Below are 24,996 nucleotides of genomic sequence, written 5' to 3'. Positions count from 1 at the left end.
CCGCTCAGGCCGGCCGGTCGGGTGCCGGCGCGGCCGGCTGGCGGCGCAGCCAGGCCTGCTGCAGCAGCGCGTGTTCGCGCGCCATCAGCGTGTGCCAGTCGTACTGGCGGGCCGATTCGCGCGCATGGGCCGCCAGGCGCTGGTAGCGCGCCGGGTCGCCCAGCATCGCGATCGCCGCCTCGGCGAAGGCGGCGGCGGTGTAGGGCACCGCGACGCCGCAGTCGTGCTGGCGCAGGATGTCCTCGGTCTCGGTGCCTTCGGTGCCGATGCTGGGCAGGCCGGCCGCCATGTACTCCAGCACCTTCAGCGGGAAGGCGTACTTGCGCAGTTCCAGCGGCTGGAACGTGGCCACGCCCAGGTGCGCGTCGGCCAGCAGGTCGCGGATCTGCGTGTTGGGCACGCGGCCGGTGAAGCGCACCGCGTCGTGCACGCCCAACTGGCGCGTCAGCGCCTGCAGGCCCTGCACATAGCCGGGCAGTCCGTCGCCCACCACCAGCAGCGTGGCGCCCGGCAGCGCCTCGCGGATGCGGGGCAGGGCCTCGATGACCCGCTCCAGTCCGCTCCAGAACGTGACGTTGCCCGTGTAGACCAGCACCGGGCGGGTGGGCACGCGTTGGGGTGCGGTGTAGCGGTCGACGTCGACGCCGGTGGTCACCACCGCCACCTCGCGGCCGCTTTGCTGCTGGCGCAGCCGCTGCAGGCGGTGGCCGATCGAGATGCACAGGTCGGCACGGCGCAGGCAGGCCACTTCCAGCGCGGCCGCGGCGCGGTGGCGCAGCGGCGTGTTGAAGAAGCCGGGCTCGTAGTCGCGGTCCTCGTAGGCCCACACCCGCAGCTTGCCCAGCCGCCGCAGCAGCCACGCAGCGGCGTTGCCGTTGGGCCCCATGGCCGTGCACACGTCGACCGTGCCCGGCACCGTGCGCAGCGCATACAGGCCCAGGAAGGCAACGGTCGACCAGTCCTTCCACAGCCCGATGCCACTGAACAGGCGGTAGACGCGCTGGCGCCAGCCGCGGCCGCGGGTGTCACCCGCGTCGTGCATCTCGTAGGTGCCGGCCACCGCCATGGCCAGGCCATGGGCGTGGTTGAACAGCGGGTTCACCTCGACATAGCAGATGCCGTCACGCCATTCGGTGCGGGCGCCGGGCACCAGGGCATCGCGCAGCAGCTGGCGCCAGCCGGCCTTCTCGCACTTGCGGCGGAACACCACGTAGACCTGGTCGAAGTGCGGGGCGATGTGCCGCAGCAGGTGATGCTCGCGGTTGTTGGCCATGCGCGCCACGTCGACCGTGGTGATCAGCAGGTAGCTGCGCATCGTCAGGCGTTGGCCGGCAGGCGGGCCGTGCCGGGGTGCGTGCGCCCGACCGGACGGCACAAGCGCTGGGGCATGGGGACGGGGTGCTGCAAGGCGCGAAAGACGGCGGTGAGCAGGCATGCTAGCCGCGCCCTCGCCGCGCGCCAATCCGGCGCGTCCCCCCAATCCCATGTCCGGGTGTCGGCCCGCCTCAGTCGGCCTCGGGCGGCGGCGTGCGCGGCAGGTCACGCTGCGGCGTCGGCTTGGCGCGGCGTGCGGCCTTCTTCGCGGCGCGGGCCGCGTCCTTGGCTTCGCCCTCGGCCAGCCACTGGGCGAACTGCTCGGGCGTCTCGAGCGTGATGCGGCCCCAGGCGCCGCTGCGGAAGTCGTTCAGCGCGATCTCGGCCGCCTTCTGCAGGTCGATGCGGCCGCCGCCCATCAGTGCGCCGCGCTTGCGGCCGATCTCGGCCAGCAGTTCGTCGTCGCTGAAGCCGTCCAGCGCGCCGAGCTTGTAGCGCGCCTGCAGGCGATCGGCATAGGGGCCGCGCACGCTGGACAGCAGCGCGGTGGCCACCTCCTGCTCGTCGTAGGCGTTGCGGCCCACGCTGCCGCCGGCGGCCAGGTGCAGGCCGGCGCGCTCGACCGTGATGCGCGGCCACAGCATGCCCGGCGTGTCGAACAGGTAGAAGTCATCGGCCAGGGTGATGCGCTGCTCGGTCTTGGTGATGCCGGGCTCGTCGCCGGTGTTGGCGCGGCGCTGGCCGGCCAGGCTGTTGATCAGCGTGCTCTTGCCCACGTTGGGGATGCCGCAGATCAGCACCCGCAGCGGCTTGACCATGCCGCCGCGCAGCGGCGCCAGCTGGCGGCAGGCGGCAATCAGCGTGCGCGCCGGGGCGGCCTGGCTGGCGTCGAGCCCCAGCGCGCGCGTGTCGGCCCGGGCCTGGAAGTGCGCCAGCCACGCGGCGGTGCGTTCGGCATCGGCCAGGTCCTGCTTGTTCAGCACCTTCAGCGCAGGTTTGCCGGCGGTCATCTCGGCCAGCAGCGGGTTGCTGCTGGAGCCGGGCAGGCGCGCGTCCAGCAGCTCGATCACCACGTCGATGTCGGGCAGGCGCTCGGCAATCGCCTTGCGCGTGGCGTGCATGTGACCGGGAAACCATTGGATGGGCATGGCGGGCAGGGGCGGCGGGCGCGCCGGGGGAAGGGCAGGGAACCCGCCATTGTCGGTGCAAGCCGCCGCGCGGCCGGCGGCCCGTCCGTCCGGTCAGGCGCCAAGGTCAGACGCCCAGGTCAGCCGCCCAGGTCAACCACCACTGAGTGCCAGCACGATGGCCACGAAGTCGTCGGGCTGCAGTGCCAGCGTCAGGTCGCGCGTGCCCTGGCCGTTGACGAAGATGCGCAGGTTGGGACGCAGCTGCGCCTGCTCGTCCACCACCCGGAAGCGCAGGCCGGGGTAGCGGCGGTCCAGGTCGTCGAACAGCGCCAGCAGCGTGGCGCCGTCGGCCGCGATGTGCGTGGCGCCGGTGTACGACTTCAGCGCCGCGGGCACCATCACCTTCATGGCCGTGCGGCCACGGTGCAGGCCTCCACGGCGTAGATCTCGGGCAGGTGGCGGGCGATGCAGGCCCAGCGCGCGCCGCCGTCGTGGCCGATCCACAGCTCGCCGCTGGTGGTGCCCAGGTACAGCGCCGGCTGCGCCAGGGCGTCCACGCTCATGGCCTGGCGCTTCAGGGTCCACCAGGCCTGCTGCTGCGGCAGTCCGTGATCGAGCCGCTGCCAGCTCAGGCCACCGTCGCGCGTGCCATAGGCCGCCGGCCGGCCGGCGGGCGCGGTGCGCGGCCACACATCGGTGCCGTCCATCGGGAACACCCAGGCGCAATCGGCATCGTGCGGGTGCACCACCATCGGAAAGCCGATGTCGCCCACCTCCACCGGCATGCTGCGGCCGATGCGCCGCCAGCGCTCGCCCGGCCGGTCGAGCCGGTAGATGCCGCAGTGGTTCTGCTGGTACAGGCGGTCGGGCTGGCTGGGGCACTGTCGGATGCAGTGCGGGTCGTGGAAGCTGATGTCGGCGGCGTCGAAGCCCTCTACCACCTCCATGCCCTGGATCAGTGGTGCCCAGCGCAGGCCGGCATCGCGTGATTCGTGCACGCCGCCACCCGACATGCCGAACAGCAGCCGCGCCGGATCACGCGGGTCGACGAGGATCGAGTGCAGCTTGGGGCCGTCGGGCGTGCCGTCCTGGGCCGTGCCCATCCACTGGCGGAACTGCGGGTCGTCGTTCACCGCCGGCAGCGGCGCCCAGCTGGCGCCGCCGTCGTCGGAGCGGAACAGGCCTTGCGGCGAGGTGCCGGCATACCAGCTGCCCGGCTGGCTGGCGTGGCCCGGCGTGAGCCAGAAGGTGTGGTCCACGGTGCGGGCGGCCAGGCCGTTGGTCGGCGCGGCGAAGGCCGGTGGCTGGCGCGCCTCGGCCCAGCTGCGGCCCAGATCGGTGGAGCGGAACACCGTGGGCCCCAGGTGCCCGGTGCGCGCGGCGGCCAGCAACGTGCGGCCGTCGCGCGGGTCGAGCACCAGGTGGCTGATGGTGTGGCCCAGGAAGTGCGGGCCATCCACGGTCCAGGTCTCGCGTTGCGCGTCGCCGTGGAACAGCCACGCACCCTTGCGCGTGGCCACCAGCAGCACCAGGTGGGTGGGGGAGGGGGTCATGGTGATCGCTCCTTCGACGCTGCCTGCCTGCAGCACGGCGAGGCGCCGGTTGCTGCCTCAACGCCACGACGAACGAGTCTGCCGCGGATCGACGCCGGTGGCCAGCCGGCGGGGCAGATCAGCCACCATCCACCTCCACGCGGCCGCGCCCGGCCTGCTTGCCGCGGTACATGGCCTGGTCGGCGCGGCGCAGCAGGTCGTCCAGCGGCGCGGCGTGTTCCACGTACACGCAGCCGGCGGTCAGGCCCAGCGGCGGGCCGTCCGTTCCCGGCCGCAGCGGGGCCTGCAGCGCCTGCAGCAGGTGCTGGCCCAGCGCATGCGCCTCGGCGGCCTGACGCAGGCCCTCGGCGACCAGCACGAACTCGTCGCCCCCCAGGCGCGCCAGCAGGTCGCCGGGCCGCACATGGCTGCGCAGCCGCGCGGCCACGGCGCACAGCAGGCGGTCGCCCTCGGCATGGCCGTGGCCGTCGTTGACCGCCTTGAAGCCATCCAGGTCGATCATGAACAGCGCCAGCCCGTGGCCGGGCTGCGCGCGGGCAAGCATCGGCGCCAGCAGGGCGTCCAGCCCGCGCCGGTTGGGCAGCCCGGTGAGCGGATCGGTCTCGGCCAGGCTGCGCAGGTGATCGGCCTGGCCGGCCGCGTGCTCGGCACGGGCCAGGCGTGCGCGCTGGCCCAGCACCAGCACCTGCAGGAACAGCAGCAGGTCGAGCACGGTGGCCATCTGGAAGGCGTGCAGGGTCCAGGGTGTGGCCGGCAGCCGGCCATATGAGACACCCATCAGCGTGAAGATGCCCAGGTAGTAGCCGGCCCAGGCCAGCAGCAGATAGGCGCCGGTGGCGTCGCGCTGGCGCAGCAGCGACACGGCGCGCGATGCACCCAGCAGCGCCGGCATCATGCCCACCGTGGCGGCCACCGCGCTCAGGCCGGTGACGCCGATGACGTCGGCAGCGAACAGCGCGGCGGTGGCCACCATCACCGTGGCGCCGGCCCGCATCGTGGGGCTGAAACCGCGCCAGCCCGGCTGGTGGCGCAGCACCGCCTCGATGTACAGGAAGCTGGCGCATTGCGCCAGCAGCGCCGCCAGGCCGGCGCCGTGGCGCAGTGCCCAGGGCTGCCCCGGCCACAGGAACTGCGCCGCCAGGCCGAACTGCGCCAACGACACCGTCATCGAGCTGGCCACCAGGAAGGCGTAGCGCAGGCTCAGGCCGTCGCGCCGCCACCAGGCCTGGCACAGGCTGTGGGTCAGCAGCGCCAGGCTGAGGCCGGCCAGCAGGGCCTGCAGCGTCTGGCTGCCCAGCGCGTCGTCCAGAAAGGGGCCGGGCTTGGACAGGCGCAGCGGCAGGATCAGCGGCCCGTCGGATTGCGCGCGCACCAGTAGCTGGTAGGCCTGGCCGGGCTGCAGCGTCAGGCGCGCGGTGGGCACGCGCCCGTGGCGGCGCTCCAGCGCGCCGATGTGGCCGTGCTGCAGCACCCGGCCGTCGGCGTCCAGCAGCTGGTAGGACAGGTGCTGCACCGAGGCATGGTCGACATCGAGGATCCAGTGGCCGTTGCCGTCACCGGCCACGTGCAGGGGCAGCAGCAGCCAGGCCGCCCCCCGGCGCAGGCCCAGCGTGCCGGTGGCGGTGGCCGGCGGCGTGAACTGCGCGCGCCGCGCCAGCGCACCGGCGGCGTCCAGTGCGGCGGCTTCATCGGCCAGCCAGCGCACGGCCGGCCACAGCGCCACCTGACCGGCGGCATCGTGCAACTGCACGGCGGGCCACGACGCCGGGTGTGGCGGGAGCGGCGCACCGCCCTCCTGCACCTGCACCTGCGCCCGCGCCGGGGCGGTGGCCGCGGCCAGCAGTGCGGCCAGCAGCAGGGTGCCGCACAGCCAGCCCAGCGCGGGCGGGATCCAGCGGCGCCAGGTGGCCGCGCGCGGCCCATTCCCAGCCCGCCGTGCGTGCCGTGCATCGCCGCGCCTGCGGCCCTCCCAACTGCCCATCCGTGTTGTCCTGCGAGTGCTTGCGGTCGGCGCGGACCCGCCTTGCCACCTTGTGGGCAGGGGCGGGTCCGCGCCGGGTCGCAAGGTTAGTGCATGACACCGGTGCAGCCTGGGGCGTGGCCGCGCGGCATCCCCCGCATGTCTGAACCGCCGGCCAGGGGAGGCTGCCTGGCGCGGCGATCAAGCCCGGAACCGTGCCGGGCGCGGGTTCAGCGCTTGACGGGCGCGGGCTCGTCGGTCTCGGAGGTGGGGGGCACCAGCTCGCTGACCTTCAGCGGCTCGATCTTCTCGCTCTCGGGCCGCATCGCCACGTAGTCGGTGAAGGACGCGACCGAGCTGATGGCCGAGGTCGGCACCGTATCGTCGGCGGCCACCGTGGTGGTGGGCGCGGCCGCTTCGGGCGTCGAGCCGCCACCACAGCCGGTCAACAGCACCAGCGTGGCGACCAGCAGACCCGGCAGGGACAGGGGCTTGCACATGGACGGCTCCTCAGCGGCTGCCGGCGATCGGCGTGTTCAGGTACGGGAAGGCGTCGAGCAGCGGCACCACCGCCTGGTCCACCGCGTCGTGCAGGTTGAACACCTGGCTGCCCAGCGGCACCGCCGAAGGCTTGCAGCCGGTGCCCAGCCCCAGCGTGTTGCTGTCGCCGTTGGCCATGCACAGGCCACCCATCACCGCCACCAGCGCGATGTCGACCACGTCGTCCTTGGGCCGGCGGCCGTTCGGGAAGCCGGCGTTGTCGCTGCCGCCGGCCAGCAGGTTGCCCACGATGCCCAGGCGGTTCTGCTGCGCGAAGGGCACCGGCGCGATCGAGGTGTTCAGGCGCAGCATCTCCGAGGCCACCACGTTGGCCGGCTGGTTGACGCCGGCAATGCCGGTCAGGAAGGTGGTGACCAGGTCCGTGCGCGGCAGGTTGGTGGGCGCCAGCGACGCGGCATTGCCGGTCAGCGCGATGCCCAGCAGGGCCGGCAGCGTGGGATGGGTGACGTAGTCAGCGAACTGGCCGTCGCCCACCGGCTTGGAGCCGTTGAAACGGTCCTTGTCCTTCAGGCCGATGACCACCTCGTTGACCAGGGGCATGCCCAGGCGTGACACCTGCACCCAGGCGCCACCGGGCTTCTCGCTGGCCTGCAGCCCGGACGGCGGCGTGCCGTCGAGCACGCGGGCCTGGCGCAGGCTGGCCGTGGTCCAGCCGCCGATCACCGGCTCGCTGCCCTGGGTCAGGCAGCTCTTGTGCACCTCGAGCGCGATGGTGGTGACGTTCTTGTCGCCAATGGTGTTGGCCGCCGCGCCCTTGAGCGTGGGGTCCAGCAGCACCGAGGCCGGTGCATTGACCAGGTCGAAGATCGTGCCCAGGTTCACCGCGAACGGGTCCTGGCGCTGGCCCACGAACACGCGGCCGGGCATGCTGCAGCCGGGCAGGTTGATCGTCTGCACATGCTTGGCCGCGTAGCCGGCGTAGTCGGGGATGGTCTTCACGCCGATGTTGTCCACCGGCTTGTCGAACACCGTGCTGCCGCCGGCGTTGGTGGCCATGCTGGTCTGGCCGCCGCGACGGTCGCCCCGCACCACCGTGACCGCGTAGGTCTGGCGATATTGCAGCGACGCGCTGTTGACGTCGGTGACCGTGCCGGCCTGGATCAGCGGGATGTTGAGCGTCTTGTTGCCGATGGGCAGCGAGACGCCGCCGTTGTTCAGCGTGTTCTTGAAGCGGAACTGGAAGGTCAGGTCTTCCTTCGCGTCGCCGTTGTTGTCGATGTGGATCTCGTACAGCGCGTTCGGGTCGAGCGCGAAGTAGTTGGGGCCACCGTACGCGTCCTGCAGCGGCAGGTAGTTGGCGATCAGCGTCACGTAGTCGCTGCGGCCCGCCTCGTAGCTGCGGAACATGTAGAAGTCGGACGCGTCCACCTTGGGTACGGTGGTGATGAACGGGGCCTCGCGGTGGCTGGAGGCCTGGACGTTGCCCAGCGTGGCCAGCGTCAGCGGGAGGGCTGCCAGCGCGAGGCTGGCGCGGCGGGTCATGCGCATGCTTTCTCCTTCGGTGTTCAGCGCCCGGGAGCCGGGCACCTGACAGCACTTACGCGCCGTCGACCGAATCGGATGCAGCGATCAGCTTTCCAGTGCGCCCAGCGACACGATCGGGCCGGTGGGCGCACCGGTGGGCGAGCCGCCCGCGGGCTCCACGCTGACCGCGAAAGCGGACGCGTCCTTCAGGTGCTGGGCGTTCAGCAGCACGGTGGGCCCGTCGGCCTTGACCAGGCCCAGCGAGTGCGGCGCGCCCTGGCGCGGCACCGACCACAGCTCCAGCGCCTGCTGCGCGCCGAGCGCGGGTGCGTCGATCGGGCGCAGCACCAGGGCGCGGCCATCGGCACTGAGGCTGGCGACGAAGCGCGCCGGCGCCGAGGTGGCCACCTTCGGGTTGGCGCCCAGCAGCACCACCACCGGCGCGGCCGCAGGCGCGGGCTGCTGCTCGACGACCACCAGCGCCACCAGCGCGGCGGCGGTGACGCCGCTGAAGGCGCGCCACAGCCCCAGGCGCTGCCACCAGGGGGCGGCGGCCGGGCTGGGGAACAGCCGCGACTCGATGCCCGCCCACACGCGCGGCGAGGGCTGCACCGGCGCCACGCTGTCGCTCAGCGGGGTCAGGCGGGCCTGCCAGCGGGCCACGGCCTCGCGCAGCTGCGGGTGGCCGCCCAGCAGCGCTTCGAAGCGCCGGCGTGCCGGCCCGCGCAGCGTGCCGAGCACGTATTCGGAGGCCAGGCGGTCTGCCCGTTCGCGGCGGCCGTAGTCCATGTCAGCCCTGACCTGCCGCGGCGCGGCCGAGGCAGTCCTTCAGTGATTGCAGTGCGCGGCGCAGCCAGCTCTTGACCGAGCCCAGCGGCTGCGCCAGGTGCTCGGCCACTTCGCTGTGCGACAGCCCTTGATAGTAGGCCAGCGCCACGCATTGCTGCTGCTCGGCCGACAGGCGGCCCACGCAGTGCTGCAGTTCGCGCTTCTCGGCGGCCTGCTGCAGCAGCTGCAGCGGGCCGGCGTCGTCGCTGGCCACCTGCTCGACGAGATCGGCTTCGTCATCGGCCTCGGCCGAGCCGACATGGCTGCTGACCGTCTGCACCCGCGCCTTGCTGCGGCGCAGGCTGTCGATCGCCCCGTTGCGGGCGATGCTGGTCAGCCAGGTCATCGGCTGGGCGCGTGCAGCGTCGAAACTGCCGGCGCTGCGCCAAACGTTGACGAATATTTCTTGCAAGACATCCTCTGCCTGGGCTCGGTCCTGGTTGATACGCAGGATGACGCCCAGCAGATGCGCGCTGGTGCTGCGGTAGAGCGTGGCAAATGCCGCACGGTCACCCAGACCGGTGCGAGACAGGAGTGCGGCAAGTTCGGCGGGCACGGTGTCAGGTGGGTTGGAACTGCCTGGCGAGCGGCGGTCGCCGGATGCCCGCGATGATAGGGGCAGGCCGCCGCGCCGGTTGGTCCCGGTGCGTGCGTGCCGGCGTGACAAATGGCGCGGGAACAAAAGGCGCGGGAACGGACCCGCACCGGGTACACCCCGGCCGGGTGGCCGTCCGGCCGTGCAGCCGTTCAGCCGGCGGCGCGGGCCCGTTCCTGCCGCAGCCGCGTGACCATGAAATCGGCCGCCTGCGTGATGTGGGTGCGCGCCAGTGCCTCGGCCTGGGCGCCGTCGCCACGCGCCACGGCGTCGAGGATGGCGGCATGCTGGTCCCAGATGTCGCGTGGCGTCTCGTCCTTGATCAGCACCTCGCCCATCACGCGCTGGGTGTGGGTCCAGTGCGTGGCCATGGCCGGGCCGATCAGCGGATTGCCCGACAGCGTGTAGACGAAGGCGTGGAACCTCAGGTCGGCGGCCACCATGCGCGCCACGTTGCCGCTGGCCACGGCCTTGCGGCCGGCCTCGATCAGCGCCGGGCCCTGGCGTGCCGCGGCGGCGGCGTTGTGCTCGGCGGCCAGGCGGCAGGCCAGGCCCTCGATCACCGCGCGCACGGCATACATGTGCTGCACCTGGTCGGGCTCCAGCGGCGCCACCACCAGGCCGCGGCCGGGGGCTTCCAGCAGCACGCCCTGGTTGCGCAGCAGCAGCAAGGCCTGCTGCACCGGCTGGCGCGACACGCCCAGCGCCTTGGCCACCTGCTCCTGGATCAGGCGCTCGCCGGCGGCGAACTGCCCGCCGGCGATGCCGTCCAGCACAGCGTCGCGCACCTGTTCCACGAGGTTGGGGGCCGGGGTCAGCGCTTTCATCGCGGCAGTGTAGCAAGCGGCGACATCCGGAACTCTGAATTCAGAATTCACTGGTGACAACCCGGATCGAATTCTGAATTCAAAAGCCTAGAGTGCCGGTCATTCCCTGACGGAGCCTGCCTTGACCGCTTCTGCCTCGCCCGCCGCCACGTCCACCTCGACCTCCACGCCGACCACCACGCCGACCATCAGCCACCGCAGCGTGGCCGAGGTCATCGCCCGCTTCCTGGTGGCGCGCGGCGTCGACCGCATCTTCGGCCTGCAGGGCGGCCACATCCAGCCGATCTGGGACCACCTGGCGCAGCTGGGCGTGCGCATCGTCGACGTGCGCGACGAGGGCGCCGCGGTGCACATGGCGCATGCCCATGCGCAGCTGTCGGGCGGCGTGGGCGTGGCCATGGCCACGGCCGGGCCGGGCGTGACCAACTGCGTCACCGCCATCACCCATGCCCACCTCGAGCGCGTGCCGGTGCTGCTGATCGGCGGCTGCCCGCCGGTGCCGCAGGACGACCTGGGGCCGCTGCAGGGCATCGACCATGTGGCCATCCTGCAGCCGGTCACGCGGCTGGCGCGCACGCTGCGCACGGCCGACCAGATCGCACGCGATCTCGACAAGGCCTGGTCCATCGCCGACGGCGACGGCGGCGCGCCGGGGCCGGTGTACCTGGAGATCCCGACCGACGTGCTGCGCCAGCAGGTGCACCCGGCCCTGGTGCTGCCCGAGCACCTGGCACCCCGCAAGCGCCCGGCGGTGGCGCCCGATGCCGGCGGGGTGGCCGAAGCCGCGGCGCTGCTGCGTGCCGCCAGGCGGCCGCTGGTGGTCACCGGCCGGGGCGCGCGCGGCGCCGGCGCGGCGCTGAACCGCCTGCTCGACGCCAGCGGCGCCGTCTACCTCGACACCCAGGAAAGCCGCGGTCTGGTGGATGGCGCGCACGCGGCCGTGGTGGGCGCGGTGCGTGCCAAGGCCATACAGGAGGCCGACCTGGTGCTGGTGGTGGGCCGCAAGCTCGATTACCAGATGGCCTACGGCTCGCCAGCGGTGTTCAAGGCGGCGCGCTTCGTGCGCATTGCCGACCATGCCGACGAACTCCGCGACAACCGCCGTGGCGAGGTGGAGCTGCTGGCCGATGCCGGCCTGGCGCTGGTGGCGCTGGCCGACGCGCTGGGCCGCCCCTCGGCCGCGCTCGACACCGCCTGGACCGCCGCGCTGCGCGCCGAGCATGTCAAGCGCGCCGCCCGGCATGCCGAGGCGATGGCCAGCGCGCCGGCCGGCAAGGATGGCCACATGCACCCCAACCGCATCTTCGCGGCGCTGCGCCAGGTGCTCGCGCCCGATGCCATCACCATCGCCGACGGCGGCGACCTGCTCAGCTTCGCCCGCATGGGGCTGGAGACGAAGCACTACCTCGACGCCGGCGCCTTCGGCTGCCTGGGCGTGGGCACGCCCTATGCCGTGGCGGCGGCGCTGCTGCACCCCGGCCGCCAGGTGGTGGCCATCACCGGCGACGGCGCCTTCGGCATCAATGCGATGGAGATCGACAGCGCCGCGCGCCATGGCGCCCAGGCGGTGTTCATCGTCTCCAACAACGCGGCCTGGAACATCGAGCGCCTGGACCAGGAGATGAACTACGGCGGTCGCGTGGTGGGCACCACGCTGGCCTGGAGCGATTACGCCGCGATGGCCCGCGCCTTCGGCCTGCACGCCGAACGCGTGACCGATCCGGCCCGGCTGAAGGGCGCCATCGAGGACGCGCTGGCCCACGCGCCGGCGCTGATCGATGTGGTGACCACGCAGGATGCGCTGAGCTCGGACGCCGGCAAGGGCCTGGGCTGGGTGCCCGACCGCCAGGCCCTCACCGCCTGGGATGAGGCCGAGCAGGCCCGCCGCGCCTGAGGGCGCCCACCACGCCGGGGCCCGTGCCGACATGAACCAGTTGCTGACCCTCGCCGAATCGGTGGCCGCCCATGCGCGCACCCAGCCGCACAAGCTGGCCGTGCGCGACAGCCGCCGCACGCTCAGCTACGCCCAGTGGGACGCGCGCGCCACGCGCCTGGCCCATGCGTTGCGGGGCCTGGGCCTGGCCAAGGGCGACCGTGTGGCCCTGCTGGCCTACAACTGCGCCGAGTGGCTGGAGATCTACGTGGCGCTGGCGCGCGCCGGCCTGGTGGCCGTGCCGGTCAACTTCCGCCTGGTGGGCGCCGAGATCGCCTACATCGTGCAGCACGCCCAGGCGCGGGCCTTCATCGTGCAGGAGGCCCTGCGCGGCGTGGTGGACGGCATCCGCGACGGGTTGCCGATCGACGCCGCGGCGTATGTGCACTTCGGTGGCGCTGAGGGCGCTGCGGGCGCCGCGCCGCCGGCCGGCTGGCGCAGCTACGAGGCGCTGATCGATGCGGCCCGCCCGGCCGACGCCGAGGTGGAGGTGCTGCCCGGCGACCTGTTCGCGCTGATGTACACCTCGGGCACCACCGGCCGGCCCAAGGGGGCGATGCGCAGCCACGCCGGCAATGCGCTGCTGGCCCTGGCCACCGCGCTGGAGTTCGGCCTGAGCGCACATGACAACGGCCTGCTGGTGATGCCGCTGTGCCATGCCAACTCGCTGTACTTCAGCGTCACCTTCGCGATGCTGGGCGCCACCATCGTCGTCGACGACCGGCCCAGCTTCGACCCCGAGGCCCTGCTGGGCCTGCTGGCGCGCGAGCGCATCAGCTTCACGTCGCTGGTGCCCACGCACTACATCATGATGCTGGGCCTGCCGGCCGAGGTGAAGGCGCGGCACGACCTCACGCGCGTGGGCAAGCTGCTGGTGTCGTCGGCGCCGGCGCGGGTGGAGACCAAGCGCGCGATCCTCGAGCTGTTTCCCAACGGCCGGCTGTTCGAGCTGTACGGCTCCACCGAGGCCGGCTGGGTCACCGTGCTGCGGCCTGACGAGCAGATCGACCACCTGGGCTCGGTGGGCCGCGAGTGGGCCGGCTCGGGCGCCATCCGCCTGCTGGACGAGCAGGGCCGCGAGGTGCCCGACGGCGAGGCCGGCGAGCTGTTCTCGCGCACGCCCTACGTGTTCGACGGCTACTGGCGCGACCCCGAGAAGACGGCCCAGGCCTTCCGCGGTGCCTGGTGCTCGGTGGGCGACATGGCGCGGCGCGACGCCCAGGGCTTCATCCACCTGGTCGACCGCAAGAGCAACATGATCATCAGCGGCGGCGAGAACATCTACCCGTCCGAGGTGGAGGCCGTGCTGGCCGCCCACCCGGCCGTGCAGGACGTGGCCGTGGTGGGCGTGCCCGATGCCAAGTGGGGCGAGGCGGTGATGGCGGTGGTGGTGCTGCGCGCGGCCGGCCTGGCGCAGCGCGCCGACCTGGAAGCCTGGTGCCGTGAGCGCATCGCCGGCTACAAGCGGCCGCGGCACTACGCCTTCATCGCCGAGACGCAGATGCCGCGCACCGCCACCGGCAAGATCCAGCACCGGCGGCTGCGCGTGCAGATGCTGGCGCAGCCGGGGCTGGCCGGCTGATCCGCCGGTTCAGCGCGCCGCGCTGACGCGCCAGATCACGTCGCCCACGTCGTCGGCCACCAGCAGCGAGCGGCCATCGGGACCGATGGCCACGCCCACCGGCCGGCCGTAGGACACCGACTCGTCGGGCGCCAGAAAGCCCCACAGGATGTCGCGCGGCGCGCCGGCCGGCTGGCCGTTGGCGAAGGGCACGAAGACCACGCGGTAGCCGCTGAGCGTGCTGCGGTTCCAGCTGCCATGCTGGCCGATGACCATGCCGTCTACGTCGAAGCCGGGCAGGGTGCCGGCCGGCATCCAGCACAGGCCCAGGCTGGCGGTGTGGCCGCCCAGCGCGTAGTCGGGGGTGATGGCGCGGGCCACCAGGGCCTGGGCCTCGGCCGTGCCCTGCGGCACGCGGTCGTCCACGGTCTGGCCCCAGTAGCAGTACGGCCAGCCATAGAAGCCGCCGTCGCGCACGCTGCTCAGGTAGTCGGGCGGGGTCTCGTCGCCCAGGCCGTCGCGCTCGTTCACCACCGTCCACAGTGCACCGGTGCCCGGCTCCCAGGCCAGGCCCACCGGGTTGCGCAGGCCGCTGGCATAGATGCGGCTGGCGCCGCTGGCCAGGTCCAGCTCGTAAATGCAGGCGCGGCCTTCCTCGGCCTCGAAGCCATGCTCGGCGATGTTGCTGAGCGAGCCCACGCCCACGTACAAGCGCTTCCCATCGGGGCTGGGCAGCAGGCTGCGCGTCCAGTGGCCGCGGGTCTTGAAGGTGGCGAGGCGCTGGCCTTCGGCGCTGATGCGCGTGGCACCGGGCGTGAAGGGGAAGGCCATCACACCGTCGGTGTTGCCGACGTAGAACGTGCCGTCCAGCCAGGCCATGCCGAAGGGCTGGCGCTGGTGTTCCAGCAGCAGGTGGCGCTGCTCGGCCGTGCCGTCGCCGTCGGCATCGCGCAGCAGCGTGATGCGGTTGGGGCTGTCGCCCACGGCGGCGGCGCGCTTCATCGTGGCCACCATGGCGTGGTCGAACAGCGTGCGCGGCTGGCCGCCGGGCTGCATGGCCTCGGCCACGGTCACGTCGCCGTTGGGCAGCACCTGGATCCAGCGCGGGTGCTTCAGCCCGGCGGCAAAGGCGTTCACCGCCAGGCCGCGGGCGGCGCTGGGCTTCTGGCCGTCGGCCCAGCCCTGGGCGGTGGGCATCTTCAACGTGGGCAGCTTGCCCTGCGGCCGGGCGGCCGGAATCTCGGGCGTGCGGCCCACGGCCTGGGTGCGCACCGTGCCCTGCAGGCGGCGCCAGTGCAGGGCGCCCGCGCCCACCAGGGCCACGGCACGGGCCAGAACGGTGTGAAAGCTCATCGGTCTCCTCCACGCGCGGTGCGCGTTGTCATCGCCCCACCATAGCGGCAAACCGGTGCGCCGCAGTTACCGGTGGGTGACAAGCCCCGGCGGGGCGCAGGGCCGGAAATGGTAGAGTCCGCCGCTTTTCGCGGCCTGGGTTCCGGGCTGGTTTCCACCGTTTCTCCGGCATGGCGTCCGCTCCGCCGCGCAACCGTTTCGCCCGCTCGACGCTCATCCGCCTGCTCTCGGACCTGGCCGCCGCCGATGTGGCCGAATCGCCATTGACCGTGGCGGAGCGCCTGGGCCCGTGGCTGGACTGGACGGACGCCATCGCGCTGTCCACCGCGTTGCAGGCGCCGCCATCCGCGGCCAAGGTGGCGCCGGCGCTGGCCGCCAGGGCCGCACGCGCCGCCGCCGACGAACTGGCGCGGGTGCGCAGCACGCTGTCACGGGCGATCACCAGCGACGAGGCGCTTTGCGCGCCCGATGCACCGGGCGCGGCGGAGGGCAGCGGCGATGCCAAGGCGCCGCCCGACTTCACGCCCTACCGCCTGAGCTGCGGGCTGCACCAGCGGGCGATGACGGCCGCCATCGGCCCGCTGCGCCAGCGGGTGCGTGCGGCGCTGGCCGCGGCCTCGCCGGCGCTGGCGCGGCTGGCGGCCATGGACGAGGTGCTGGACGCGGCCATGACGCAGCGCGAGCGCCACGCCCTGGGCCGGGTGCCGGCGCTGCTGGAGCGCCATGCCCGGCTGCGCGGCCAGCCGGGCCAGGTGCAGGTGGACTGGGTGGAGGGCACCACGGGCCAGGCCGCCGAACCGGCGCCGCTGGGGGCCACGGTGCAACGGGTCTTGCTGGCCGAGCTGGACATCCGGCTCAAGCCGATCGAGGGAATGATGGACGCATTGAAGCAGGCGCACGCCGCCGCCACGGGGATCAACACCACCGCCACTGGCCTGCCCGCTGGCACGCCGGCGACGTCTTCGGCACCCGGGGCCGCCCGATGAACGCCCACCTCGGCACGCGCGCCGCACTGGCGGCCTACGCGCTGGGCGGCCTGGCCGTGGCCTGGGTGGCCGCGGGCTATGTGCCATCCAACCCGCTGGCGCTGGTGATGACGCTGCTGATCGGCGCCGTCTACGCCGTCGGTGGGCTGGAGCTGCGCCGCTTCCACCAGGCCAGCCAGGCGCTGGACGGTGCGCTGCAGGGCCTGGCCACCGACCCGGCCCCGGCCGATGCCGCCGGGCTGGACGCCTGGCTGGCCCGTCTGCCCGCCGGCCTGGCGCCCTCGGTGCGGCTGCGCATCGCCGGCCAGCGCGTGGCCCTGCCCGGCCCCGGCCTCACGCCCTACCTGGTGGGCCTGCTGGTGCTGCTGGGCATGCTGGGCACCTTCGTCGGCATGGTGGTCACGCTCAAGGGCGCCGTGTCGGCGCTGGAGGCCACCAGTGACCTGGCCGCCATCCGCGCCGCGCTCACCGCGCCGGTGCGCGGCCTGGGCGTGGCCTTCGGCACTTCGGTGGCCGGCGTGGCCGCATCGGCCATGCTGGGCCTGGTGTCGGCGCTGTGCCGGCGCGAACGCCTGGCCGTGGCCCAGGCGCTGGACGCCGCCGTGGCCGGCGCGCTGCGCGTCTTCCACCCCGCGCACCAGCGCGACCAGCAGCGCGAGCTGCAGCGTGAGCAGGCGCTGCGCCTGCAACAGCAGCAGGTCCAGGCCCTGCCCGATGTGGCGGCCCAGCTGCAGGCGCTGATCACCCAGTTCGGCCAGCAAAGCCAGGGCCTGATGGCCCAGCTGGCGCAGCAGAACCAGGCCCTCAGCACCCAGCTGGCCCAGCACAGCGAGGCCGTGGCCGCGCAGCTGGCGCGGCATGGCCAGGCGGTGGCGGCCGAGGTGGGCGGCCTGGGCCGCACGGTGGCGGCCGAGGTGGCCCAACACAGCCGCGAGGCCATGGCCGAGCTGGCGCGCCAGGGCCAGGCCGTGAGCGAGACCGTGGCCGGCCACACCCGCGAGGCGATGGCCCAGGTGGCGCAGCACAGCGCCGGCACCGCCACCGGCCTGACGCAGCAGCTGGACACGCTGGCCGGGCAGCTGGCGCAGCAGCACCAAGCCCTGGCCACGCAGCTGGCCGACGGCCAGACGCAGTTCCACCGCGAGGCCGGCAGTGCCTACACCGCGCTGGCGGCCTCGGTCGACCAGTCGCTGCGCGACAGCCTGGCCGAGAGCGCGCGCCAGGCCGGCGCCACGCTGGCGCCGGTGGTGCAGGCCACGATGGACGCCATCGGCCGCGACACCACCACGCTGCACGAGCGCACGGCCGGCGCGCTGGAGCAGCGCCTCGACGGCCTGTCACAGCGTTTCGACAGCGCGATGGCGCAGGTCACCAGCGGCTGGGCCGAGGCGCTGGCCGAGCACCGCCGCCACAGCGGCGATGCCGCCGATGCGCTGCGCCAGGCGCTGGACGGCGCCGCACGCACGCTGGCCAATCAATCGGGCGAGGTGCTGGCGCGGCTGGATGCGGCCCATGCCGGCTGGACCGAGGCCCTGGCCGCCCAGGACGCCCAGCGCCAGGCCACGCTGACCCAGGCCGTGCAGGGCATGGCCAGCGCGCTGCAGGCCGAGTGGCAGCAGGCCGGGGCCCAGGCCCAGGCGCAGCAGGCGCAGATCTGCGCCACGCTGGAGGCCACGGCCCAGCGCCTGCAGGCGCAGGCCGAGGCGCAGTCACGCGACACGCTGGCCGAGATGGCTGCGGTGATGGCCGGCGTGGCCGAGGCGCCGCGCGCGGCCGCCGAGGTGATCGGCCAGCTGCGCGAGAAGCTGTCGGACAGCATGGCGCGCGACAACGCGCTGCTGGAAGAGCGCACCCGCATCCTCGACACGCTGGGCGGCTTGCTGGCCACCGTGAACGCCGCGGCCACCGAGCAGCGCAGCGCCATCGACGGCCTGGTGGCCTCGTCGGGCGCGATGCTGGCGCAGACCGCCGCGCAGTTCGGCGAGCGCGTGCAGGCCGAATCCACCCGCCTGGCCGACACCGCCGCGCAGATCGCCGGCAGCGCCACCGACGTGGCCAGCCTGGGCGAGGCCTTCGGCGGTGCGGTGGCGCAGTTCGGCGCCTCCAGCCAGGTGCTCACCGCGCACCTGGAGCGCCTGGAGGCCGCGCTCAGCCAGGCCACCGCGCGCAGCGACGAGCAGCTGGCCTACTACGTGGCCCAGGCGCGTGAGGTCATCGACCTGAGCCTGCTGTCGCAGAAGCAGATCGTCGAGGACCTGCAGCGCCTGGCGCAGCAGCCCTCGCTGTTTGCCGCCGAGGCCGGCTGATGGCCGCGCTGGACCCGCTGGACGCCGGCCTGGCCGAGGACGGCCTGGACGCCAGCACGCCGGTGTGGGCGGTGTTCGGCGACCTGATGGCCGGCCTGCTGGGCGCCTTCGTGCTGATGTTGGTGCTGGTGCTGGGCACGCAGCTCGACCTGGTGGCCAGCCTGCAGGAGGAAGTGAAGAAGCGCCAGGCCGCCGAGCAGCAGCGCCTGAGCCTGGAGCAGGCCCTGGCCGGGCCGCTGGCCTCGGGCCGCGTGACCCTGGTCAACGGCCGCATCGGCATCAGCGGCAGCGTGCTGTTCACGCCCAACTCCGACGAGTTGCAAGCCGAAGGTCGACAGCTGCTGAAGACCCTGGCCGCGCCGCTGCGCGCCTACCTGGCGGCGCGCAACGAGATGCTGATGGTCAGCGGCTTCACCGACGACCGCCTGCTGCGCGCCAAGAACCGCGATTTCGCCGACAACCTTGAACTCTCGGCCCAGCGCGCACTGACCGTCACGCGCACGCTGATCGAGTTCGGCATCCCGTCGTCCTACCTGTTCGCCGCGGCCTTCGGCCCCGAGCAGCCGGTGGCCTCGAACGCCGACGCCGCCGGCCGCGCCCGCAACCGCCGCGTGGAAATGGCGCCGGTGCCGCGCGCGCCGTCGATGGCAGCGTCGGCTGCTGCACCGGCTTCCTCGTCCGCTTCCGCCGTGGCCCATGACGCCGCCTCCGCCGCCTCGCGCTGACCGGCCGCGCCCCGCGCCCGTGGCCGCGCCGGCGGCACCGGTCACGCCGCTGGGTGAGTTGCTGGCCCACATCGCCCAGGCGCGCGCCCAGGCCGGCCTGCCCGGCACGCAGGAGACGCTGGCGCAGTTCCGTCAGCTGTGGGGCCAGCTCAGCACCGAGCGGCAGATCCGCCAGTCGGTGGCCAGCGTGCCCGAGGGCGCCGGACCGCTGAACTCGCAGCGCCTGGTGCTGCGCGCATTGCAGGCCATGCAGCAGCTGTCGCCGGCCTACCTCAACCGCTACATGGCCTATGCCGAAACGCTGCTGTGGCTGGACGAGGCCGGCGCCGCGCTGATGCCCCCGGCGCCACCGCCGCTGCCGGCCATGCCGTCCGCGCCGACCAAACCCGCGGCGAAGGGCGCCAAGCCGGCCAAGGCCGCGCCCGTCGCCGAGAAGCCCGCACGCAAGACCTCGCGCAAGAAGCTGCGCCCGGTGGACGAGTCCAAGCCGCGTTAGGCGGCGCAGGGCATGCCGTCAGGCCGGGCCGCCGCCCAGGTGGTGGGCGGCGCGGTGCAGGTGGGCCAGGAAATGCCGCACGCTGGGCTTGAGCGCCGTGTCGCTGCGCGCCAGCGCGCCCAGCGTCAGCTTCAACGGCCCCTCGGCCACCGGCACGATGTCGAGGTAGGCCGCGGCCATCGGGTGCACGGCGATCTGGTAGGGCATCAGGCCCACGCAGTTGCCGCCGGCCAGCATCGACAGCAGGCCCAGCGTGCTGTTCACCAGCGCGGCAGCAGGGGGCGGCGGCAGGCCGTGGCGCTCGTAGTACAGCTTCGCGTAGCCTGAGTCGGGGCTGCTGCCGGTGTACACCCACGGCGCCTGCGCCAGGTCAGCCAGCCGCTTGGCCTTGGCCAGCGGGTTGCTCTTGCTCACCACCACCACCATCGAGATCGGCATCAGCGTCTCGACCGTGAACTCGCCGGCCGGCAGCGCCTCGGGCAGCGGGCCCAGCGCGATGTCGACCTCGCCCTTGCGCAGCCGCGTCAGCTGGGCGATGTAGAGCTCCTCCACCACACGCAGCTGGATCTGCGGGAACTCGCGGCCGAAGGTGCGCACGGTCTCGGGGATCAGCAGCATCACGGCCAGCGGCACGGCGCCGATGGTCAGCTGTCCCACCATGCGCCCGCCCAGCTGCTGGATCTGGTCCACCGCCTGGGCCAGCTCGCGCTCGGCGGCCTGGGCGCGCTCGTACAGCACCATGCCCTGGGCCGTGGCCAGCACGCCGGTGGTGCTGCGCAGCAGCAGCGTGGTGGCCAGCTCGCGCTCCAGTTCGCGGATCAGCTTGGTGAGTGCCGGCTGCGTCACGCCCAGGCGCCGCGCGGCGGCGCGCAGGCTGCCTTCCTCGATGGCCGCCACCAGGGCGCGCAGGCTGTTCAGCTTCATGGCGGGAATGATAACCAGGCGTTATCGCCCCGGCTTTCGCGCCATCTTCTCGCTGTGCGGGCCCAAACCTACATTGCCGCCGGATTCGATCCCGCCCCCCGGGACCCCGCACGAGGAGACACGACTTGAGTTCCGCTTCATCCCCACCGGGCGATGCCCTGGGCCGCCTGTGCGACGCCAGTGCCGCCATCGGCGCGCTGGTGCTACTGGCCATTGCCGGCATGACCACGGTCAGCGTCATCGGACGCGCCTTCTTCGCCCAGCCCATCCTGGGCGACGTGGAGCTGGTGCAACTGGGTGGCGCCGTGGTGGTGGCGTCCTTCCTGCCGTACACGCAGATGCGGCGCGCCAACATCATCGTCGACTTCTTCACCACCCGCGCCAGTGCGGCCAGCCAGCAGCGCATGGACCTGCTGGGCACCGCGCTGTACACGGCCGTGATGGCCCTGGTGCTGTGGCGCGTGGCCGTGGGCGGCATCGACATCCACGCAGCGCAGGAGCGCTCGATGCTGATGGACCTGCCGCTGTGGCTGCCCTATGCGCTGATGCTGCCGGGCCTGGCCCTGTGCGTGCTGATCGGCGGGGTGCAGTGCGTGCGCATGCTGCGCGACGGCCCCGATGCGGAGGGCGCGTGATGAGCAGCCTGCAGATCGGACTGCTGATGTTCGGCGGCATGCTGGTGCTGATGGCCGTGCGCGTGCCCATCGCCATCGCCATGTTCGTGCCCGGTGCCGTGGGCTACGTGGCGCTGTCGGGCTGGCTGCCGCTGCTGTCGCACCTGAAGGGCGCGGTCTATGGCCGCGTGTCGGTGTACGACCTGTCGGTGATCCCGCTGTTCATGCTGATGGGCGGGCTGGCGGTGCAGGGCGGTCTGGCCAAGGCACTGTTCGACTTCGCCAACGCGGTGCTGGGGCGCTTTCGCGGTGGCATGGCCATGGCCGGCGTGCTGGCCTGTGCCGCCTTCGGCTCGATCAGCGGCAGCACCGTGGCCACCACGGCCACCATCGCCCAGGTGGCCTACCCGCAGATGCGGCGCATCGGCTACTCGGGCCGCATGGCCACCGCGGCGCTGGCCACCGGCGGCACCATGGGCGTGCTGCTGCCGCCGTCGGTGACGCTGATGGTCTACGCCATCCTCACCGAGCAGAACATCACCAAGATGTTCCTGGCCGCGTACGTGCCGGCGCTGCTGGCGGCGGCGGGCTACCTGATCGCCATCGCCGTGATGGTGCGCCTGCAGCCGCAGCATGCGCCGGCCGCGCAGGCCGCCAGTGCGGCCGAGGTGCTGCAAGCAGGTCTGCGCGTGTGGCCCATCCTGGCCATCTTCGGCGTGGTGTTCGGCGGCATCTACGGCGGCGTGTTCACGGCCACCGAGGGCGCGGCCATTGGTGTGGTGCTCACGCTGGTGATCACGCTGGCGCGCGGCGAGATCAACCGCGCCAAGGCCGCCGAGGCCATCCGCACCACGGCGCAGACCAGCGGCATGATCTTCCTGATCTTCATCGGCGCCGACATGATCAACGCGGCACTGGCGCTCAGCCAGCTGCCGGCGCAGCTGGCGCAGGTCGTCAGCCATCTGCAGCTGTCGCCCTTGCTGGTGATGGCCGGGGTGATGCTGTTCTATGTGCTGCTGGGTTGCGTGATGGATGAGATGAGCATGATCCTGCTCACCGTGCCCACGCTGTTCCCGGTGATCATGGGCATGGACTTCTTCGGACTGAACCCGGCCGACAAGGCGCTGTGGTTCGGCATCCTGATCCTCACCGTGTGCGAGATCGGGATGATCTTCCCGCCCGTGGGCCTGAACGTCTACGTGATGAACGGCCTGGCGCGCGACGTGCCGATGGCCGAGACCTACCGCGGCGTGGTGCCCTTCCTGATCACCGATGCCGTGCGCTTGGCGCTGCTGATCCTCTTCCCGGCGCTGGCGCTCACGCTGGTCCATCGCCTGACTTAGTCCCCCCCGAAGCGCCTGCGGCGCCTCCCCCCAGGGGGCGCCCCCGGCGGCCCGGCAAAGCCGGCTCCGCGGCGGCCGCTTGGTCTGCACCTGCCCTTGAACCACCAGCTTGTTTTGGAGACAACGCCATGAAGACCCGTTCCATCGTTGCGGCTGCCAGCCTGGCGCTGACCGCACTCGCCCCGCACACCGCCGCCCTGGCCCAGGAGGTGACGCTGAAGGTGCACTTCTTCCTGCCCGCCACCTCGTACGCCAACACGCTGTTCATCACGCCCTGGTGCGACAGGATCGCGAAGGAATCGGCCAACCGCCTGAAGTGCCAGATCTACCCCAGCATGCAGCTGGGCGGCACGCCGCCGCAGCTGTTCGAGCAGGTGCGGGACGGCGTGGCCGACGTGGTGTGGACGCTGCCGGGCTACACGGCCGGCCGCTTCCCCAGCCTGGAGGCCTTCGAGCTGCCGTTCATGATGCAGAGCCCCGAGGCCACCAGCAAGGCGCTGTGGGACTACGCGCAGACGCACAGCCAGGCCGAGTTCAAGGACGTCAAGCCGCTGGCCTTCCATGTGCATGGCGATGGCGTGTTCCACATGACCAGCAAGCCCATCAAGGGCCTGGCCGACTTCAAGGGCCTGAAGCTGCGCGCTCCCACCCGCCTGACCAACAAGTTCCTGGCCATGCTGGGCGCCACGCCGGTGAGCATGCCGGTGCCGCAGGTGGGCGACGCGCTGAGCAAGGGCGTGATCGACGGCGCCGTGGTGCCCTACGAGGTGGTGCCCTCGGTGAAGATCCAGGAACTGGTGAAGTTCCACACCGAGACCGACCCCGCGCAGCCGGCCTTCTACACCAGCACCTTCGTGTTCGCGATGAACAAGGCGAAGTACGAGGCCCTGCCGGCCGACCTGAAGAAGGTGATCGACGCCAACAGCGGCCAGGCCCTGTCGGGCCAGATCGGCAAGGCCTTCCTGCAGGCCGATGCCGAGGGCAAGAAGCTGACCGCCCGCAACACCACCAATGTGATCGCGGCGGCCGAGCTGGCGCCGTGGAAGGCGGTGGGCGACAAGCTCTCGGCCGACTGGGTCAAGGAGATGGACGGCAAGGGCCTGAAGGGCACGCAGATGCTGCAGGACGCCAAGGCGCTGATCGCCAAGCACGCGGCCGGCAAGTGAGGGCCTGAGCCATGGCCCGCATCATTGGAGGCCTGGGGGCCTCGCACTCGCCCACCATCGGCTTCGCCAAGGACACCGGCAAGCACAGCGATCCGGCCTGGAAGCCGATCTTCGACGGCTTCGACGTGGTGCGCCGCTGGGTGCGCGAGAAGCGCATCGACGTGATCTTCATGATCTACAACGATCACATCACGTCCTTCTTCTTCGACCACTACTCGGCCTTTGCGCTGGGCATCGACGACCGCTACGAGGCGGCCGACGAAGGCGGCGGCCCGCGCGACGTGGCGCCGGCCGTCGGCCACCTGGGCCTGGCGCAGCACATCGCCGCGGCCATGGTGGCCGACGAGTTCGACCTGTCGGTGTTCCAGGGCAAGCCGGTGGACCACGGCCTGCTGTCGCCGTTGTCGATGCTGGGCGATGCCGACGGGCCCTGGCCCGGCCGCATCGTGCCGCTGCAGGTGGGCGTGCTGCAGATGCCGGTGCCCAGCGCCAGGCGCATGTGGAAGCTGGGCCAGACGCTGCGCAAGGCGGTGGAGAGCTACCCCGAGGACCTGAACGTGGCCATCATGGCCACCGGCGGCCTGTCGCACCAGGTGCATGGTGAGCGCGCCGGCTTTCTCAACGAGGCCTGGGACGCCGAGTTCCTGGACCTGCTGGAGAAGAGCCCCGAGACGCTGGTGAACCTGCGCATCGCCGACTACGCCCAGCGCGGTGGCATGGAAGGCGCCGAGGTCATCATGTGGCTGATCATGCGCGGTGCGCTGTCGCCCCAGGTGCGCCTGGTGTACAAGCAGACCTATGCGCCCTCGGTCACCAACATCGCGACGCTGGTGTTCGAGGACCTGGGTGGCGCGCCCGACGCGCAGGCCGTGGCCGACTACCGCCGCCACATCGGCCACGAGCTGGCCGGCGCGGAAGCGCTGCCGGGCACCTACCCGTTCACCCATGCGCGCAGCCACGCCAACCTGCGGCTGAATGCCTTTCTGCACGACCTGGTGCTGCCGGCGCACCGCGCGCGCTTCGTCAGCGACTTCGAGGCCCTGGCGACCGAACGCGGCCTCAGCGATGACGAGAAGGCCTTGGTGCGCGAGCGCCGCTGGCTGCAGATGGTGCAGCGCGGCGTGAGCTTCTTCGTGCTGGAAAAGATGGCCGCGGTGCTGGGGGTCTCGAACCCCGCCGTGTACGCCGCCTTCCGCGGCGAGACGCTGGCGCAGTTCCTGGCCACGCGCAAGGTGCCGCTGACCTACTCGGTGGCCGGTGGCGCGCAGGCGCAGGCCATCGACCAGCGTTGAGCGCGTGCGGCACGCGCCAGCCCAACCCCGTTCCCCCACCCCTGTAGCAGGAGACAAGCATGAAC

At 72.5% G+C, this 24,996-nt stretch carries 22 protein-coding genes; 10 read left to right on the top strand and 12 right to left on the bottom strand.

What is annotated here, in order from left to right:
- Positions 1–4 precede the first annotated feature (4 nt).
- From AACH10_RS12805 to AACH10_RS12760, 10 genes are all read right to left on the bottom strand, one after another.
- On the bottom strand, positions 5–1,315 hold the full coding sequence (locus tag AACH10_RS12805; RefSeq protein WP_341410814.1) for a glycosyltransferase: 1,311 nt from the start codon (positions 1,313–1,315) through the stop codon (positions 5–7).
- Between the two features lie 190 nt (positions 1,316–1,505).
- Entirely contained in the window at positions 1,506–2,462 is a 957-nt protein-coding gene (ylqF, locus tag AACH10_RS12800) for a ribosome biogenesis GTPase YlqF (RefSeq protein ID WP_341410813.1), read from the bottom strand.
- A 132-nt stretch (positions 2,463–2,594) separates the two neighbouring features.
- Positions 2,595–2,852: a MoaD/ThiS family protein gene (locus AACH10_RS12795; protein ID WP_341410812.1), complete on the bottom strand. Its 258-nt coding sequence runs from the start codon at positions 2,850–2,852 to the stop codon at positions 2,595–2,597.
- Entirely contained in the window at positions 2,849–3,997 is a 1,149-nt protein-coding gene (locus AACH10_RS12790; RefSeq protein WP_341410811.1) for a glycosyl hydrolase, read from the bottom strand. The genes AACH10_RS12795 and AACH10_RS12790 overlap by 4 nt, the downstream gene beginning before the upstream one ends.
- Positions 3,998–4,115: 118 nt before the next feature.
- Positions 4,116–5,978, bottom strand: a complete 1,863-nt coding sequence (locus AACH10_RS12785; protein WP_341410810.1) for a diguanylate cyclase domain-containing protein — start codon at positions 5,976–5,978, stop codon at positions 4,116–4,118.
- Between the two features lie 209 nt (positions 5,979–6,187).
- Positions 6,188–6,457, bottom strand: a complete 270-nt coding sequence (locus AACH10_RS12780) for a hypothetical protein (RefSeq protein WP_341410809.1) — start codon at positions 6,455–6,457, stop codon at positions 6,188–6,190.
- Positions 6,458–6,467: 10 nt separating this feature from the next.
- Positions 6,468–8,006: a DUF4331 domain-containing protein gene (locus tag AACH10_RS12775; RefSeq protein ID WP_341410808.1), complete on the bottom strand. Its 1,539-nt coding sequence runs from the start codon at positions 8,004–8,006 to the stop codon at positions 6,468–6,470.
- A gap of 81 nt (positions 8,007–8,087) precedes the next feature.
- Complete coding sequence (locus AACH10_RS12770; protein ID WP_341410807.1) at positions 8,088–8,771, bottom strand: anti-sigma factor; 684 nt, start codon at positions 8,769–8,771, stop codon at positions 8,088–8,090.
- 1 nt (position 8,772) lies between these two features.
- A complete protein-coding gene (locus AACH10_RS12765) occupies positions 8,773–9,366 on the bottom strand; it encodes a sigma-70 family RNA polymerase sigma factor (RefSeq protein WP_341410806.1) in 594 nt (197 codons plus the stop codon).
- Positions 9,367–9,557: 191 nt separating this feature from the next.
- Positions 9,558–10,232, bottom strand: coding sequence for a GntR family transcriptional regulator (locus AACH10_RS12760; protein WP_341410805.1), 675 nt, complete (start codon positions 10,230–10,232; stop codon positions 9,558–9,560).
- A 121-nt stretch (positions 10,233–10,353) separates the two neighbouring features.
- On the opposite strand from AACH10_RS12760, the gene AACH10_RS12755 reads away from it, so the two are divergent.
- Positions 10,354–12,126: a thiamine pyrophosphate-binding protein gene (locus tag AACH10_RS12755; RefSeq protein WP_341410804.1), complete on the top strand. Its 1,773-nt coding sequence runs from the start codon at positions 10,354–10,356 to the stop codon at positions 12,124–12,126.
- 31 nt (positions 12,127–12,157) lie between these two features.
- On the top strand, positions 12,158–13,747 hold the full coding sequence (locus AACH10_RS12750) for a class I adenylate-forming enzyme family protein (RefSeq protein ID WP_341410803.1): 1,590 nt from the start codon (positions 12,158–12,160) through the stop codon (positions 13,745–13,747).
- 9 nt (positions 13,748–13,756) lie between these two features.
- On the opposite strand, the gene AACH10_RS12745 is transcribed toward AACH10_RS12750, so the two are convergent.
- Positions 13,757–15,079: a PQQ-dependent sugar dehydrogenase gene (locus AACH10_RS12745; RefSeq protein WP_341410802.1), complete on the bottom strand. Its 1,323-nt coding sequence runs from the start codon at positions 15,077–15,079 to the stop codon at positions 13,757–13,759.
- 170 nt (positions 15,080–15,249) lie between these two features.
- On the opposite strand from AACH10_RS12745, the gene AACH10_RS12740 reads away from it, so the two are divergent.
- Genes AACH10_RS12740 through AACH10_RS12725 form a run of 4 tightly spaced genes read left to right on the top strand, consistent with a single transcriptional unit; the run spans position 15,250 to position 19,592 of the window.
- On the top strand, positions 15,250–16,065 hold the full coding sequence (locus AACH10_RS12740) for a DUF3348 family protein (protein ID WP_341410801.1): 816 nt from the start codon (positions 15,250–15,252) through the stop codon (positions 16,063–16,065).
- A complete protein-coding gene (locus tag AACH10_RS12735) occupies positions 16,062–18,371 on the top strand; it encodes a DUF802 domain-containing protein (protein ID WP_341410800.1) in 2,310 nt (769 codons plus the stop codon). Before AACH10_RS12740 ends, AACH10_RS12735 begins: the two co-directional genes overlap by 4 nt.
- Entirely contained in the window at positions 18,371–19,096 is a 726-nt protein-coding gene (locus AACH10_RS12730; protein WP_341410799.1) for an OmpA family protein, read from the top strand. The genes AACH10_RS12735 and AACH10_RS12730 overlap by 1 nt, the downstream gene beginning before the upstream one ends.
- Positions 19,097–19,115: 19 nt before the next feature.
- Positions 19,116–19,592, top strand: a complete 477-nt coding sequence (locus AACH10_RS12725) for a DUF2894 domain-containing protein (protein ID WP_341410798.1) — start codon at positions 19,116–19,118, stop codon at positions 19,590–19,592.
- Positions 19,593–19,610: 18 nt separating this feature from the next.
- On the opposite strand, the gene AACH10_RS12720 is transcribed toward AACH10_RS12725, so the two are convergent.
- Positions 19,611–20,516, bottom strand: coding sequence for a LysR family transcriptional regulator (locus tag AACH10_RS12720; protein ID WP_341410797.1), 906 nt, complete (start codon positions 20,514–20,516; stop codon positions 19,611–19,613).
- 125 nt (positions 20,517–20,641) lie between these two features.
- Between AACH10_RS12720 and AACH10_RS12715 the strand changes: the two genes are divergently transcribed.
- The 4 genes from AACH10_RS12715 (at position 20,642) to AACH10_RS12700 (ending at position 24,931) form a co-directional block, all read left to right on the top strand.
- Positions 20,642–21,151, top strand: a complete 510-nt coding sequence (locus AACH10_RS12715) for a TRAP transporter small permease (protein WP_341410796.1) — start codon at positions 20,642–20,644, stop codon at positions 21,149–21,151.
- Complete coding sequence (locus AACH10_RS12710) at positions 21,151–22,473, top strand: TRAP transporter large permease (RefSeq protein WP_341410795.1); 1,323 nt, start codon at positions 21,151–21,153, stop codon at positions 22,471–22,473. The genes AACH10_RS12715 and AACH10_RS12710 overlap by 1 nt, the downstream gene beginning before the upstream one ends.
- Positions 22,474–22,601: 128 nt before the next feature.
- Entirely contained in the window at positions 22,602–23,639 is a 1,038-nt protein-coding gene (locus AACH10_RS12705; protein ID WP_341410794.1) for a TRAP transporter substrate-binding protein, read from the top strand.
- Positions 23,640–23,650: 11 nt separating this feature from the next.
- Positions 23,651–24,931, top strand: a complete 1,281-nt coding sequence (locus AACH10_RS12700; RefSeq protein WP_341410793.1) for a gallate dioxygenase — start codon at positions 23,651–23,653, stop codon at positions 24,929–24,931.
- The last annotated feature ends 65 nt before the right edge of the window (positions 24,932–24,996 follow it).

Origin of the sequence: Pseudaquabacterium inlustre (genome assembly GCF_038066595.1) — a bacterium.
GTDB classification, from domain to species: Bacteria; Pseudomonadota; Gammaproteobacteria; order Burkholderiales; family Burkholderiaceae_C; genus Pseudaquabacterium; species Pseudaquabacterium inlustre.
Note: the sequence above shows the minus strand (reverse complement) of the source record. Positions and strands in the feature narration are given on the sequence as shown.

Bases quoted from the DNA above. Each gene is read 5' to 3' on its own strand.
- AACH10_RS12760 (WP_341410805.1), bottom strand. From the start codon at position 10,232: ATGAAAGCGCTGACCCCGGCCCCCAACCTCGTGGAACAGGTGCGCGAC.
- AACH10_RS12775 (WP_341410808.1), bottom strand. From the start codon at position 8,006: ATGCGCATGACCCGCCGCGCCAGCCTCGCGCTGGCAGCCCTCCCGCTG.
- AACH10_RS12785 (WP_341410810.1), bottom strand. From the start codon at position 5,978: ATGGGCAGTTGGGAGGGCCGCAGGCGCGGCGATGCACGGCACGCACGG.
- AACH10_RS12705 (WP_341410794.1), top strand. From the start codon at position 22,602: ATGAAGACCCGTTCCATCGTTGCGGCTGCCAGCCTGGCGCTGACCGCA.
- AACH10_RS12720 (WP_341410797.1), bottom strand. From the start codon at position 20,516: ATGAAGCTGAACAGCCTGCGCGCCCTGGTGGCGGCCATCGAGGAAGGC.
- AACH10_RS12790 (WP_341410811.1), bottom strand. From the start codon at position 3,997: ATGACCCCCTCCCCCACCCACCTGGTGCTGCTGGTGGCCACGCGCAAG.
- AACH10_RS12710 (WP_341410795.1), top strand. From the start codon at position 21,151: ATGAGCAGCCTGCAGATCGGACTGCTGATGTTCGGCGGCATGCTGGTG.
- AACH10_RS12745 (WP_341410802.1), bottom strand. From the start codon at position 15,079: ATGAGCTTTCACACCGTTCTGGCCCGTGCCGTGGCCCTGGTGGGCGCG.
- AACH10_RS12700 (WP_341410793.1), top strand. From the start codon at position 23,651: ATGGCCCGCATCATTGGAGGCCTGGGGGCCTCGCACTCGCCCACCATC.
- AACH10_RS12750 (WP_341410803.1), top strand. From the start codon at position 12,158: ATGAACCAGTTGCTGACCCTCGCCGAATCGGTGGCCGCCCATGCGCGC.
- AACH10_RS12740 (WP_341410801.1), top strand. From the start codon at position 15,250: ATGGCGTCCGCTCCGCCGCGCAACCGTTTCGCCCGCTCGACGCTCATC.
- AACH10_RS12780 (WP_341410809.1), bottom strand. From the start codon at position 6,457: ATGTGCAAGCCCCTGTCCCTGCCGGGTCTGCTGGTCGCCACGCTGGTG.
- ylqF (WP_341410813.1), bottom strand. From the start codon at position 2,462: ATGCCCATCCAATGGTTTCCCGGTCACATGCACGCCACGCGCAAGGCG.
- AACH10_RS12735 (WP_341410800.1), top strand. From the start codon at position 16,062: ATGAACGCCCACCTCGGCACGCGCGCCGCACTGGCGGCCTACGCGCTG.
- AACH10_RS12730 (WP_341410799.1), top strand. From the start codon at position 18,371: ATGGCCGCGCTGGACCCGCTGGACGCCGGCCTGGCCGAGGACGGCCTG.
- AACH10_RS12795 (WP_341410812.1), bottom strand. From the start codon at position 2,852: ATGAAGGTGATGGTGCCCGCGGCGCTGAAGTCGTACACCGGCGCCACG.
- AACH10_RS12805 (WP_341410814.1), bottom strand. From the start codon at position 1,315: ATGCGCAGCTACCTGCTGATCACCACGGTCGACGTGGCGCGCATGGCC.
- AACH10_RS12770 (WP_341410807.1), bottom strand. From the start codon at position 8,771: ATGGACTACGGCCGCCGCGAACGGGCAGACCGCCTGGCCTCCGAATAC.